The 14,301-nt window shown below is 61.3% G+C and carries 9 protein-coding genes; 2 read left to right on the forward strand and 7 right to left on the reverse strand.

All coding sequences use genetic code 11. From position 1 onward, the window contains the following. Positions 1-5: 5 nt before the first annotated feature. A complete protein-coding gene (locus tag MHX61_RS08925; protein ID WP_239194227.1) occupies positions 6-1,070 on the reverse strand; it encodes a PDZ domain-containing protein in 1,065 nt (354 codons plus the stop codon). 93 nt (positions 1,071-1,163) lie between these two features. On the opposite strand from MHX61_RS08925, the gene MHX61_RS08930 reads away from it, so the two are divergent. Continuing rightward, entirely contained in the window at positions 1,164-2,585 is a 1,422-nt protein-coding gene (locus MHX61_RS08930) for a zinc-dependent metalloprotease (protein ID WP_204609878.1), read from the forward strand. Here the strand turns inward: MHX61_RS08930 and MHX61_RS08935 are convergent. Next, positions 2,582-3,103, reverse strand: a complete 522-nt coding sequence (locus MHX61_RS08935; RefSeq protein ID WP_204609879.1) for a M48 family metallopeptidase — start codon at positions 3,101-3,103, stop codon at positions 2,582-2,584. The genes MHX61_RS08930 and MHX61_RS08935 overlap by 4 nt on opposite strands. Positions 3,104-3,164: 61 nt before the next feature. On the opposite strand from MHX61_RS08935, the gene MHX61_RS08940 reads away from it, so the two are divergent. Continuing rightward, a complete protein-coding gene (locus MHX61_RS08940) occupies positions 3,165-4,052 on the forward strand; it encodes a hypothetical protein (RefSeq protein ID WP_239194229.1) in 888 nt (295 codons plus the stop codon). On the opposite strand, the gene MHX61_RS08945 is transcribed toward MHX61_RS08940, so the two are convergent. The 5 genes from MHX61_RS08945 to MHX61_RS08965 all read right to left on the reverse strand — a co-directional run bounded on the left by MHX61_RS08945 (position 4,030) and on the right by MHX61_RS08965 (position 14,282). Then, positions 4,030-6,087, reverse strand: coding sequence for an ATP-dependent DNA helicase UvrD2 (locus MHX61_RS08945; protein WP_239194230.1), 2,058 nt, complete (start codon positions 6,085-6,087; stop codon positions 4,030-4,032). The two genes, MHX61_RS08940 and MHX61_RS08945, sit on opposite strands and share 23 nt — an antisense overlap. Next, positions 6,080-6,811: an NAD(+) diphosphatase gene (locus MHX61_RS08950; RefSeq protein ID WP_239194232.1), complete on the reverse strand. Its 732-nt coding sequence runs from the start codon at positions 6,809-6,811 to the stop codon at positions 6,080-6,082. Before MHX61_RS08950 ends, MHX61_RS08945 begins: the two co-directional genes overlap by 8 nt. Further along, positions 6,812-7,930 carry a TrkA family potassium uptake protein gene (locus tag MHX61_RS08955; protein ID WP_370658416.1) on the reverse strand — a complete coding sequence of 373 codons (1,119 nt, stop codon included), beginning with the start codon at positions 7,928-7,930 and terminating at the stop codon, positions 6,812-6,814. Between the two features lie 72 nt (positions 7,931-8,002). Further along, positions 8,003-11,182 carry an ATP-dependent helicase gene (locus MHX61_RS08960; RefSeq protein ID WP_239194234.1) on the reverse strand — a complete coding sequence of 1,060 codons (3,180 nt, stop codon included), beginning with the start codon at positions 11,180-11,182 and terminating at the stop codon, positions 8,003-8,005. Beyond that, on the reverse strand, positions 11,175-14,282 hold the full coding sequence (locus tag MHX61_RS08965) for an ATP-dependent DNA helicase (protein WP_239194260.1): 3,108 nt from the start codon (positions 14,280-14,282) through the stop codon (positions 11,175-11,177). Before MHX61_RS08965 ends, MHX61_RS08960 begins: the two co-directional genes overlap by 8 nt. Positions 14,283-14,301 lie beyond the last annotated feature (19 nt).

The following is a 14,301-nucleotide window of genomic DNA, read 5'->3' on the forward strand; positions in this document are numbered from 1 at the left end:
GCCGACTACTGGCAGGTTTTAATATCCTTGCCGTCCGCGAAGTCCTTCATCGTGGACACTGCCTCATCCAAGGTGGAAACTTCCGCGATGGGCATATCGCCGTGGTCGCTCGCGGCGGCCTCGGAGCAATTATCCTTCGGCGCGAGGAAGAGCTCCGCGCCCGCCTCGTGCGCCGCAGCGATTTTATGTTGGATGCCGCCAATGGGGCCTACTTTGCCATCTTCCTGAATTGTGCCCGTACCGGCCACGAACTTGCCGCCGGTGAGATCTTCCTCGTTGAGCTTATCGATGACCGCCAGGGTGAACATCATGCCGGCGGAGGGACCGCCAATATCCTGCAGGTTGTATTTGACCTTTATATCATCCTGCGGGACCGAGAGCATGGCGATGCCCAGCATTGCCTGCCCCTTCTGCTTCGGGTTCTCCCCTAGCTCGATTTCTTCTTCTTGCTCCTTGCCGCCCCGCTGGACGGTCAGCGTGACCTTATCGCCAGGGCTTTTCTGCTTGATGACGTCTTGGACCTCGCCCGGCTCCGAGACCTCCTTGCCGTCTACTGCGGTAATGACATCGTCCTTCTTCAGCGTGCCCTGCGCCGCGCCCTCATCCATGACTTCCGCGATGGTGATCTTTACCGGCAGGTGCAGGTAATCCATTGCCGCGACGGTCGCGGCAGACTCGGACTGGGTAAAGGCCTGCTTATTGGACTCTTCTACCTCTTTATCGCTCATGTTCTGCGGAATGACGGTATCGATGGGCACGATGGTGTCATCGGTCATCATCCAGCGGCCTAGCGCCTGCGCCAGGGTCATATTGGTGCGCACAGAGACCGTGGTCATGTTGAGGTGGCCGTCGGTGTCATAGGTGTTCGGCGCCTGGACATCAACGACCTGGGTGCCGTCGACCTCACCCAATGTGTCCACCGTGGGTCCTGGGCCCTCGGCGGCATAAGGCACGGTCAAAGACACATCGGTGCCGGGGATATGGTCAAGCGATACCAACGCACCGGTGAGGACGACGGGGATGGCACCCCATGCGATGGTGCGGACGCGACGGCTAGCAGGAGAATTCACGGATCAATACCCTACAACCTTTGCCGTAGTGTTCGCTGTCAGCGTAGCGGGGATCATGGAAAGTAGCCGGATGGTGCCGGTAGATTAGTACGCATGAGCAACGGATTCGGTTTTTCTTTCCCCAATAACGATGACGACGATAATGACGGACGTCGTGACCAGAACCCGTTCGGCGCATTCGGCGGCGCTAATGGTGGCGGCCTGGGTGACATGCTGAACCAGTTCGGTCAGATGCTGTCCGGCATGGGCTCTTCCATGAACTCGCCGGAAAACTCCGGCCCAGTCAATTACGACATGGCCAAGCGCATCGCCCTGCAGCAGATCTCGCAGTCCAAGGCGGTAAGCGCGGACGATACCAAGGCCGTAGAGGAATCCGTCCGCTTGGCGGAGCTCTGGCTTGATGACGCCACTTATTTGCCCACCGCCTCCGGCACGGCCAAGGCTTGGGATTCCAAGCAGTGGTTGGAGGAGACCATGCCGGCGTGGCAGCGCATGGTCACCCCGGTGGCAGAGCACATGAATGATGCTCAGCTGGAATCCATGCCGGAAGAGGCCCGCGAGATGATGGGCCCCATGACCAAGATGATGAACCAGATGTCTGGCATGAACTTTGGCATGCAGCTCGGCCACGCCTTGGGCGATTTGGCCTCCCAGGCGCTGACCGGCTCCGACTTCGGCCTGCCCATCGCCCCAGCCAATACCGTGGCACTGTTGCCACAGACCATCCAGAAGGTCGCCCGCGAGCTAAATGTTCCTGGCCAGGAGGTGCTGGTTTATATTGCCGCCCGCGAGGCTGCCCGCCAGCGCCTGTTCAAGCACGTGCCCTGGCTGGTAGAGCGCATCGTCTCCTCCGTGGAGGAATATGCCATCGGCCTGGTTATTGATACCTCCCATCTGGAGGAAGTCACCCGCGAGCTCAACCTCGAGTCCGGCGATCCACAGGCAATCCAGGATGCAATGAGCAAGTTGCAGGGCATGGACCTCTCCCCGCGCATTACCTCCAAGAACACTGCGGCCGCATCCCGCCTCGAGACCCTGCTGGCACTGGTGGAAGGCTGGGCCGAGCACGTCGTTACTGAGGCACTGGGCGAGCGCATCCCGTCGACCTCGAAGCTGACCCAGGCATGGGCTCACCGCCGCAGCACCGGCGGTTCCGCCGAGAACGCTTTTAGCAAGGTGGTCGGCATCGAGCTTAATGCCCCGAAGGTCTCTGAGGCCGCTGAGCTATGGCGCCGCGCCACCGTCGCCGTGGGCGCGGAAAAGCGCGATAAGGCCTGGGATCACCCAGACTTCCTGCCCACTGCGGAGCACCTTGATAACCCGGCCGCCTTTATCGACTCCCTGCTGGACGAAGGCCCGGATGAGGGCTTTGAAGAAGAGTTTGCCAAGCTGGAGGAAATGCTGAAGAACGGCGAGGATACTTCTGCGGCGCAGGGCGACGAGTCCAAGGAGTCCGAGAAGCCGGAAGACCAAGACGACAAGAAGGAGAAGGGCAACGAGGACGAGGAGAACTAGCAGCCCCAGCGCTGATAGGCCTCAAGATAGCCCTTCGCCCGCTCAGCGTGGGGTGCCCTGTCCGCCCACTGCCAAAAATCCCGCCCGTGGCGTGGGATGAAGGTGTGGGTGAGCTCGTGAATGATTACTGAATCCAGCACATAGTCCGGCACGTGTTGCAGCCGGTCGCTCAGCCGAATATCCGCGGTGGAGGTAGTACAGCTACCCCACCGCGTATTTTGATTGCTCACCCACCGAATAGAACCGATGGTCGCGCGGCCATCTAAATACGCCGCGTTGAGCCGCCGCGCACGTTCCTCGAGCTGGGCGTCCGTGCGGCGCCCGCTGCCCTGTTTCTTTTCCACCCGCGCCAACATGTCCGCGACTGCATCGCGCTCATCGCGCGCGGACATCCACGCGGGAATGCGCACCTCGAGCACCCCGGATACCATGCGCGCCTGCACGGTTTTCTTCCGCTTGGCAGAGCGAATGACTTTGACCTCTGGGGACTGCGGTGCGGTAGGTTGCGTGCTCGACATGACAGGTGATTGTACCTGTGGTGCAATGGAGACCACATACTTCGGGGGAAGGGGTTAAAGCGTGGGGATTTCTGCAACCCAGGTGGTCTTAGCACCCGGCAGCGCAGTGTTGTGCCGCGAGGAAACGGTAATCCAATTTGGCATGGATGCCACCCGCGTCGGGGTTGCGGAAACAGGAAGCGCGCTCGCCGTCGCGACGGCTTTCAACACCGCTCGCGAACCAGTGTCCCCAGAAGAACTGTCTGACCGGCTGCGTGCCGCAGGGCTTGAGGAAGCGGCGGCGCTGAGCCTCATTGAAGACGCACTGGACTATGGCATCCTCTGGCCGCACAGGGATGCCGCCGAAAAGACGGACACCATTGTCCTCATGGGAGAAACCACCTTGGCACACAGCCTTCGCGCGCGCCTTGAGGAGGATGGCTTCCAGGTGCGCATCCCGCTGGAGGAGGACAATGCCTTTTCCTATATCCACGACCTCGACGGCATGTATCCGGTCCTCGCCGTGGACCAGCTGCACTGCCCGCTGGATTGCGCGAATGCTCTTGCGGGCACAGCAACCACGTGGATTCCGGTGTCTTTGCTGGACAATCGTGGCGTCATCGGGCCGGTACGTATCCGCGGTCAAGGCCCATGCCCATTGTGTGCGCACTTGGCGCGCGTGGATATGGACCCGCTGTGGAATATCATCAGCACCCAGCTCACCCGCGTGCGCCGCACCCCAGAAGCCGTGGTGCTCGATGCGGTTGCGGCGCATACGCAAGTGATTATCCGGCGGCTGATGGGGCGGCCGCTGCCGCCGGGCGCGCCAACCGCTAAGCCGCGCCCCGGGCAGCAATGGGAAGTCGATGTCTACGGACACCACCAGCAGCGCACTGTCATAGCGCATCCACGCTGCCCCGTGTGCTTCGGCGGCAAGACCAACCTGGCTAGCTACGAACCGAACGAATAACCTCTAGCACCTGGGCACCGTAGCGCTCCAGCTTGCTAGGCCCCACGCCGGAAATGGAGAGCATCTCTGCCTCATCGGAGGGCAATTCCTCCGAAATCGCCTGCAGGGTGGCATCGGAAAAGATGACATAAGCCGGAACCTTTTCCTGGCGCGCAATCTGGGACCGCCACGAGCGCAAGGCGGCAAAGACCTCTTCGTCGCCGCCGCCCTCGCAATCTTCATGGCGGCCTATGACCTTTTCCGCCGGTGTTCCCAGCGGGCCAGAGCACACGCGGCACCGCTTCGGGCGGCGCGAGCGAGACCCACCGCCGGCGGCATCTTCGGCCGCCGGGACGATGCCATCGAGGAAGCGGGTGCGCTCGCGCGAAGCCCGCGAGCCGGTAGTCTTCGCCAGCGCCCACGACAGCGCGAGGTGCTCACGAGCGCGGGTAATGCCCACGTAAAACAGGCGGCGCTCCTCTTCTACCTGTTCGTCGCCAGCCTTGATGGCGTGGTTGATGGGCATAAGCTTTTCCGTTAGCCCCACGAGGAATACCGCATCCCATTCCAAGCCCTTGGCGGCGTGCACGGTAGCCAGCGTCACGCCTTCCATAGCTGGGGCCTGCTTATCGGTAGAGCGCCGGCGCAACTCCCCCAGCACCCCGTTGAGATCGATGCCAGGAGTGGATTCCACAATCTTTTCAATGAGCCCAACCAGTGCGTTGAGGGACTGCCAGCGCTCCCGGGCCTGGGCGCCCTGCGGCTCGGTGGAACTCAAACCCAGCTCGACAAACGCGGCGCGGGCAATCGCCACCGGGTCATCCGGCAGGTCCTCGCGGCGGGTCGCGGCGATGAGCACGCGGATCGCCTCCAGGATTTCCGGGCGGCGGAAAAAGCCCTCGCCGCCGCGGACTTGGTAGACCACTCCGGCGTCGGCAAGCGCCTGCTCAAACTGCTCCGACTGGGCATTGATGCGGTAAAGGATGGCAATCTCGGAGGCCGGCACACCCTGATCCAGCAGAGTAAGGACCTGGCCAGCCACCTCTTGGGCCTCAATTTCTTCGGACTCATAGGCCTTGAAGGTGGGCTCTGGGCCGGGCTCGCGCATGCCCTGCAGCTCCAAGCGCGTGCCCGCCGCGCGGCCGGTGGCCTTGCCAATGACCCGGTTGGCCAGGTCCGTTACCTGCGGCGTGGAGCGGTAGTCGCGCTGCAGCTTGACCACGGTGCCATCCGGATACGTGCGGGAGAAATTAAGCAGGTAGTCCGGGGAGGCACCGTTGAAGGAATAAATGGTCTGGTTAGCATCGCCCACCACAGTAAGGTCATCGCGCTCGCCCAACCAAGCGTTGAGCACCCGCTGCTGCAGCGGGGTAACGTCCTGGTACTCATCGACGACGAAGGTCCGGTACTGCTCGCGGAAGGTCTCCGCAATCGCCGGCACATTCTCGATGGCACCTGCAATGTGCATGAGCAGGTCATCAAAATCCAGATGCATCATCTCCGGCGTGGCCTTGGACTGCTCGTAGCGGCGGAAGGCCTCTGCCACCTTGGCCGGATCGGCCGGCGCACTGCGGTCCGTATTGGCGATCACGGACTCATAATCCTCGGCGCTGACCAGCGCGGACTTAGCCCACTCGATTTCCGCCAAGACGTCTCGAATCATGTCCTTGGAATTATCCAGCCCCACCGAGCGCACCGCGCGGGCAACCAGCGGGAATTTATTATCCAACAGCTGCCACGGAAGATCGCCTGCTACCTGCGGCCAGAAATACTTCAACTGGCGGCGCGCCGCCGCGTGGAAGGTCTGCGCCTGCACGCCGGCCACGCCCATGGTGCGCAGGCGATCGCGCATTTCTCCGGCCGCTCGCGCCGTGAAGGTCACCGCAAGCACACGCTGCGGGCTCACAAAACCCTGGTCCACCAAGTTGGCAATGCGATAGGTAATAGTGCGGGTCTTGCCCGTACCCGCGCCGGCCAAGATGCACACGGGCCCGCGCGGCGCCGTGGCCGCGCGCAGCTGATCTTCATCCAGCAGGGACAAATCCGGCTTAGTCACCGTGATACCACTCCATAATCATCGTGTGTGCAATTGAACCCGGACGAGGAAGCTTAAGCTCAGGCAGCTCGGCGCGCTCCACCCACCGGATTTCTTCCAATTCCCCATCAGTATGGCAGGTGGGGTGGACATCAGCCGTGCGCGCACAAAAGCCCAGCATAAGAGAGCCACTCGGCGGCCACGCCTGCGAGCCCCAATAGCGAATATCTTCCACCTTGCGCCCGGTTTCTTCCAGGGCCTCGCGTGCAAAAGCAGCCTCTGCGGTCTCGCCCGGCTCAACGTAGCCGGCGATCAGCGAAAAGAAGCTAGTGCGGCGGCGATTGCGCGCCAGCAAAATCCGGTCGGTGCCGCTGAGGCGAATAAGCCCGATGACGGCAGGATCTAGGCGTGGGAAAACCATCCGGCGCTCGTCCAAGGGATCGCGCCCAACGATTCCCGGTGCTGGGTAATCCAGCTTGTGGCCAGTTCGCGGATCAAAGCGCTGCTCGCGCCGATTGCGGATCAGCGCAATGGCTTGCAAAATCACCGGCTGGTCCGCAAAGAACGTTGCGCTTTCTAGCCGGCCCAGCTCGCTAGCCCCGTCCTCCGGATACGCGCACGCCTGCAGGGTACCTAGGTCCACTACTGCGTGCTTGCCGACGCCCCCGGGAACCTTCTCCACCAGCACCGGCTCCCCCGCTGCCGTAACCGGAACCTGGCCATGAGGGGTTACTGGGAGGAACATTTAATCCTCGTCATCATCGTCCATGACCTCAATGGGTTGCTCCATCTCATGCTTGATGTAGAGCAGACGGTCGCCCGGCTTCAGCGCGGAGGCATCCGCAGTATCCACGCGGTGCAGCTCGTTATTGCGTAGGACAGCCAGCACGATATCTGCCAGGTGGCGTGGGTTGGAGCCCACCTCGAATTCGCGCACAGCGCGCTCGGCTACGGAGAAACCCTCGTTGGGTGAGAGCAGGTCTTCCATCATTTCCACCACCGTCGGGGTCACGGTGGCTAGGCCCAGCAGTCGACCGGCCGTCTCCGCAGAGGTGACCACGGAATCCGCACCGGACTGGAGCAAGAGGTGACGGTTCTCGGACTCACGCACCGACGCCACGATCTTGGCCTTGGGCGCAAGCTCTCGCACGGACAGGCAACACAGCACCGCGGTATCGTCCGTGGATGGGGTAACGACAATGGAGCTGGCGTTCTCTACCCCAGCGATCTTTAGCACGTCCTGCTTGGTGCCGGAGCCAAAAATGGTGACTAGGCCGTGGTGCTCTGCGTGTGCGAGGGACGCACGGTTGGTATCGATGACCACGATCTGGGACGACGGAACATCATCGGCCAGCAGCGCGGCCACGGCTCCGGCGCCCTTGGTGCCATATCCGATAACGACGGTGTGGTTACGCAATTGCTTTCTCCAGTTCTGGATTTGGAAAGTACGGCGGGCCTTATCCGTCAACACGGACAAGGTCGCGCCAACCAATAAAACAAGGAAGATCAGGCGGGCCGGGGTAATAAGCGTTAAGTTAATGAACCTGGCCTGCGGGGACACGGGCACGATATCGCCATACCCCACGGTGGTCAGGGACACCGCCGCATAGTAGGCGGAGTCTAATAGCGACATGTCCTCGCTATACCCACCGCCGTCCAAGTAGACCACGGTGGTCACGAAGACAACGATGACAAATGCCCACAGCACACGCTTGCCCAACTGACGCCACGGGCTGGAATTTTCATCCCCCGGCACCGTAATGACATCAATGAGCGCGTGGTCCGGCTGCGAGGACAGCTCGACCTGCGGCAAGAAGCGACTTCTAAAGCGTGACTTCATTGCCTGCGCACGTTTTTTGGCCACTAGCCCAGCCTTCTTTTCTAGTCTCGAATGATTGCTCAAGAGATTGCGCGCTTACGCAACCGCCCACATACCTTAGCCCTTGTGGTACTCAACTGACGATTCAAGGAGTTTCTTCAGCTCTGCCCCACGCGGCAGGCGGGCAGGCTCGAAGGTATATCCATCGTGCACATAATAGAACGCTGCACGAATCTTCTCCCCGCCGTGGATGCGGCGCCAGGCCTCTGCATACACCGCTAGCTGTATCTTGGCAGCATCCATGGCTTCTCCCTGAGGTGGGCGGCCGGTCTTCCAGTCCACCACCATCCAGGTGCCATCCTCCAAGCGGAATACCGCATCCATGCGCCCGCGCACCACAGACTCACCAATAGTGATTTCAAAGGGCGCCTCCACGTGCTCCGGTTGACGCTCGGCCCACTCGGAGTTCAGGAAGGCCTGCTTGAGCTCTTCCAAATCGAAGTCCTCCGGTTCATCGATGCCCGGAAGTTCTTCCTCGCCCAATAGCGCCGGGCTGCCGAAGCGGTCCTCCAACCACGCGTGGAAGGCGGTACCGCGCTTGGCATAGGAATTCGGCTTAAACGGCACGGGGCGGCGTTGCCTGCGGGCAAACTGCAGCGGGTCTGCTCGCAGCGCAACCATGTCAGAGGCGGTCAGCTCGCTGGGTAGCTCAACGTCTACCACCGGCTGTTGCAGGGCCTTGTACTCCTCAATGAGAGCGCCAGCTTCCTGCTCCCACAGCTCAAAGGTTTCACCCCGGCTCAAATCTGGGAGTTCCTCCATTGCTGCAAGGACTAGGTCCGCCCCGGCGACTGCCTCAGGGCTGGCCTCAAGCGCTGGGAACTGTGCGCTCTCCCCAAAATCATCCTCGGAAGGCTCATCGGGGACGGACCACTCGACCACGTACTGCGGGAATTGCTTTTTCAGGCGCTCCAAATACTCATAAGGGCGCTTCTTCGAACTATTAGCTACCCTGTTGGTTCCCGACCCTGTCACCGTCAGGGTGGATTCGGTGCGTGTCAAAGCCACGTAGAAAAGGCGCGCCGATTCTTCAGCCTTAATAGCCCGATCCTCTGCTTCGAAGGCCTTGCAGGCCTTATTGAAATCCGACCGTTTCACCGCATCTTCTGGCAGCTCGATGTAGTCATCATCGCCTGGGACTTTATCCACGCTTCTTAGGAAGGTATCGGCTTGCGCTTTATAGCTCGAAGAATCTGCATGCACTACGCACACATGCTCCCATTCCAGGCCTTTTGCCTTATGCACGGTCATAATTTGCACGCGGTCGGTAGCGGCAGGAACCTCACCGAGTTCCAGACCGTCTTCCTTTTCTAGCGCTAGCGCGAAATAGTCCAGGAGCGCAAAGAGGGAATCACCATGGAAGCTAGCAACAATATCGGCAAATTTGTCCAAGTGCGTAGCACCACCTGCGCTTCCACGCGCTAGGACTTCGGTGCGGATATTAAACAACGCTTCAATATCGGCGAAGATGTCCACCAGCGGTTTGGAAAGAGAATAGGTGCGCAGGTGTCGCAGTTTGGCAGAAACCTCTTCCATACGGGCGAGGCCTTGCGGGGTATAGCGGTCCCTCTCACCTAGGTCGGCCAGGGCGTCGGCAAGGCCGACGCGCTGATCTGGCTCCTCAGCGGTGACATCTTCCAGCTGCGCGCGCAGGTATTCTTCCGGGTCCATTCCCGGTTCCCAGCGCAAGCGCTCCTCCCTCGCGCCGGCCAGGTTTCGTTGGCGGGAAGCAAGTGCTTGAATATCGCTAATTCCCAGGCCACAAATGGGGCCCGCGAGCACGCGCACGGCCGCAGGCAAGTCTTCTGGTCGCACGAGCATAGTGGCAATAGCTACAAGGTCCTGGATTTCTGGCTGCCACAGCAGGCCACCGAGACCGATGATTTCATTGGGTACGCCCGCTTTGTCTAAAGCCGCCGCAATTGCTGCGGATTGTTTGTTCTTCCGCACCAGAACCGCTGCGCTGAAGATATCGCCTTCACGCTTTTCCCACTGTTTCCTAAGATGTTCGGCTACGAATTCGCGCTCGCGAGCTTCGCTGTCAAAGTAAGCCAGCTGAATCTCAGCTTCGCCCTTGTGCGGTGCGGCTGAGAGCGCATCTACGGGGCGTTCACCTCCCTCGAATACCCCCTCAGCCACTAAGTTTGCCAAATCCAGCGCGCCAGAGGGGTTGCGCCAAGAGGTGGTCAACTGGTCCTTCGGAGCGGGTGTGCCCGGCGCGACCGGGAAGTCCTCCACGAAGGCAGTGAGGTTTTCAGAGGTCGCACCACGCCACCCGTAGATGGCCTGCATGGGATCACCCACAGCGGTAACGGATAGTCCTTCTTGCTCGCCACCAAAGAGGCTGCGCAGCAGCACACGCTGGGCATAGGAGGTGTCTTGGTACTCGTCTAGCATGACGACCTTATAGCGCTGGGATTGTTGCTTGCCCACCACAGGATGGTCGCGCGCTACGCGGGCAGCGACGGCCATCTGCTCGCCAAAGGTGATGACTTGTCGCTCAGTTTGTTCCTTGTGGAGGGCCTCCAGCAGCGGCACGTACTGCACGCGACGGTCCTGCGTGGCTAGGTATTTTAATAGGTCATTGCTGTACTCAGGTCCATTTTTTGGGGTCTTTTCCAGGTTATCGATATCCGCGCGGAAGTCTCGGGCGTGCTGCGCTATGTGTTCGGTGCCTTTCAGCCCATTATCGATATCTTGGCTGAATTTCAGCAGGGTCTCGGTAATCGTGGCTAGGGCGCGATCGTCTTCCAGCTGGCCGGTGTAATTGCGCACCACATCGTAGGCCAAGGAATAACGCTCGGCCTCGGTGATGATGCGTGCGGTGGGCTCCACCGGAACCAAGAGCCCGTATTCGCGAACGAGTTCTCCCGCATAGGAGTCATAGGTAGCTACCTTCGGCGCAATGTTTTCTAGCGCTTCTGTCACCTCACCGCCTGGTGGGATGAGGCCGGAATCGCGCAATTTAATCAGCTGCCGGCGGATACGTTGCTCCAGCTGTTGCGCCGCCTTACGGGTGAAGGTCAGGCCGAGAACCTGCTCCGGGCGCACATAGCCATTGGCCACCAGGTACACCACGCGCGAGGCCATAGTTTCTGTCTTGCCGGCACCAGCGCCGGCAACCACGAGTTTGGGGCTAAAGGGGCCTTCGATGACATGGGCTTGTTCCTCGGTAGGCGGAAAGTCCTTGCCCAAGGCGGCAGCGATCTGCTGTGGGGAAAAATTGCTCTTAGGCATCGGTGGTCATCCTTCCTTCTTCCTGCACGGGGCAGATGGAGCGAATTGGGCATTTATCGCAGTCTTTATTGGTGCGCGCAGTGATGCGCGGGCCACGCATCTCCTCCACCAGCGGGGGCAGAAGTGCGGCGAATTCTTCCAGGGCTTCCGGCGACTTATCGCTTTGCCAAAGCTCACCAATCTTTTTGGTGGTCGCACCCGGATACACCAGCACACCGCCCTGGCGCGGCATGCCTTCGCCGTCGTGAACCTGGTGTCCGTCAAATGCGCCATGGGCAAGCGCGAGCTGATAGGTCATCAGCTGCACATGGTCCTCGCCCTCTTTCTTAGCCGGCTTGCTTCTCCCCGTCTTGAGGTCCACCACCAAGTAATTTCCCTCTTCGTCGCGAAGCAGACGGTCCATATAGCCGCCGATGCGCACCTCCTCGCTGACACGTACACCTACGGGGATCTCCACACCGGCAAGCTCTTGATTGACCTCCGATTGGCGCGCCCATTCCTGAGCGCGGTCCAACAGGGTGGAAAACTCATCGAGCTTGAATCGCAATTGCCACTGCGGTACATCCTGAATGCGTTCGAAAGCCTCCATCACCAATAGCTTGGCCTTTTCCGCATCCATGCCGCGGCCGATGGCTTCAAAGAAGGCGTGCGCCAAAGTACCGCGGAGCAGGTGTTCCTCGGTGCTTGGGTCCTCGGCCACATTGCCGAGCACGGCCTTGAGTGGACAGTTGAGCAATGCTTCCACACGGGATGGTGACAAACTGCCGCTGGTATGCAGCGGCAGTTCAGCCGCAACGGAGCGCGCAGACCACCACTGCTCCGGGTGGGCGCCAGGGATATCGGCTGTCGCTAAGCGGGCGAGCTGGCGCGCTGCTTGTTTGCGCTCAACCTCACCGGATTCCGGATTGGTAACCACGCGGCGCAATTGTGCAACAAAGGCCGGCACGGACAGCACCGCCACATCGAGGGGATCCACCTCGAGCCCATCGCGCACTGACACGGGTGCGGGTTCGGGCACATCGAGGCCCAGCTCGCGCGGGAGTTGGGTGCGGCGCAGCGCCCGCTTTGCTTGCCGACGCGCAGCTTGACCAGGCACGTCCACTCCCCGGCCGGCGAATTCGCTGATGAAGCGCGAAGGCTCAGAGACCGTATCGCCTTCCGGGTTCTCCACAGCGGCAATGAGCAGGCGCTGTCGGTGGCGCGTGGTAGCGACATGGAAGAGTCGACGCTCCTCTGCCAAACGGGAGGCAACGTGGCTGACGGGGGTATCGGGATCAATATCGTGGTCGAGGAGATCGATGAGATCTTCTTGACCAAAGATGGAGCCGGTCTCCCCTAGCGAAGGCCAGCTTCCTTCCTGTGCGCCGGCCACGATGACGGTATCCCATTCGCGGCCCACGGCGCCGTGTGCAGTCAGGATCTCTACTGCCTGCGGAATAGCGGTGCGGCGGTCACGCACACCGGTGGGAAGTTCCTGTTCGGTGACATGCGTCAGGAAGGCGCGTAGCGAGGAATCAGGGCGGCGCTCGACGTAGTCGCCTGCGGCGTCAAAAAGCGCCATCATTGCATCCAAGTCGCGGTCGGCCTGCGAGCCGGTCGCACCTCCGCGCAGCGCCGAAGCCTGGAGGCGGCTATCGAGCTCGGTTGCGCTCCATACAGCCCAGAGAACTTCCTCCACAGAGTCCCCGGAGGCGAGTGCGTTCCGGCCGGCGCTCAGAACCGCGCGTACACGCTCCAGAATGGAGTATTCGCGCTCAGTGAGTTGTCCATTAAAATCTGGGAGCTCACCATAGAGAAGACCGCGGAGGCTATCGATGCCCCGGGTGGTGGAATCCCAGCGCCGCAGACCACGGATAAGGCGGCGCAGGGTGACGGGATCGGCACCACCCACGGGGCCGGTGAGCAATTCTTCCAACTCCGAGTTTGATAGGTCTTCCTCCAAGGCACGCAGGGCGAGCAGCACGGCGGAAACCAAACGCTGTTCGGCCAAGACGACGTCGGTAGGGCTAATGTGCACGGGCACGCCGGCGGCCAACAGGGTGCGGCGCATCTGCCCGATATCACCGGTTGAACGAACGATGACGGCGATATCGCGCCAGGGCACGTCGTCTTCTAAGTGGCGGCGGCGCACGGTATTGGCTACGACGTCACGCAGACTGCCGTCCGAATCCACGATGGAGATGCACGCCGGTGTGGGTGTGCGGTGAGGCTCGGTGAGCTCGATGTCGTGGTCAGCTGGGAAGTCCCGCAGGAAACGCGAGCTAGCACCGCGGAAGGCAAAGACGGATTGATCGGCATCGCCGCCCACCACCACGAGATCCGCTTGTGGGGCCAATTCGCGGATGAGCTTGCCTGCAGTGGGATCGAGCAATTGCGCATCATCGACAATAATGGTGTGGAAGGGGTGCTCGCGCAGGAGCTGGGGGCGCTGAAGAACCGCGGTCACCAATTCCGCAGCGGAATAGGAATGAGCGCGGGAAAGGAGCTGCACGCGTTCGTACTCGCGCAGAAATTCACCCGCCGCGGACCACATGGGGCGGCCGTGCTCGGCACCGAGGCGTTCTAGGTCGCCCGGGCCCAGGCCGCGTTCAATGGAACGCAAAAGGAAATCGCGCAGCTGCCGGGCGAAGCCCACATATTCCAGCGCGGGGCGCATCTCCGCGGGCCACGAGCCATGTCCGTCTTCTGCTTGGCCCGTGAGCAGCTCGCGGATAACGGCGTCTTGCTCCGCACCGGTAATAAGGCGCAGCTCCTCCTCGGCCGCTGTGCGCAGCAACGCGAATGCGAGGGAGTGTACGGAACGCACCATGGAAGTTTGTGCGGCGTAATCCTCGAGGCGCTCGGAAAGCTCGCGGCGCAGCCGGGCGCCGGATTCCTTCGAGGGAGCGATAACCAGGATGCCGGAGGGATCCGCGCCGGTCTGCCGGGCTTTATCCAAGGTATGAATGACGGTATCGATAAGGAAGCTGGACACACCGGTGCCGGCGGCACCGGTTACCTTCCAGGTACCTGATTCGGGCAGGTCAACAGGCCAACTGCGGGTCGTGGCGGACTGGGTACGGGGAACGAGGCGCACCTGCGGGGACGGTGGAAGGACCACTCCCGCACGCGCGGTGGAA

This window comes from Corynebacterium sp. ACRPF (genome assembly GCF_022347395.1).
Taxonomy (GTDB): Bacteria; Actinomycetota; Actinomycetes; order Mycobacteriales; family Mycobacteriaceae; genus Corynebacterium; species Corynebacterium tuberculostearicum_D.

Coding starts and splice junctions, on each gene's coding strand:
- MHX61_RS08950 (WP_239194232.1), bottom strand. CDS start 6,811: ATGTTCCTCCCAGTAACCCCTCATGGCCAGGTTCCGGTTACGGCAGCG.
- MHX61_RS08930 (WP_204609878.1), top strand. CDS start 1,164: ATGAGCAACGGATTCGGTTTTTCTTTCCCCAATAACGATGACGACGAT.
- MHX61_RS08935 (WP_204609879.1), bottom strand. CDS start 3,103: ATGTCGAGCACGCAACCTACCGCACCGCAGTCCCCAGAGGTCAAAGTC.
- MHX61_RS08960 (WP_239194234.1), bottom strand. CDS start 11,182: ATGCCTAAGAGCAATTTTTCCCCACAGCAGATCGCTGCCGCCTTGGGC.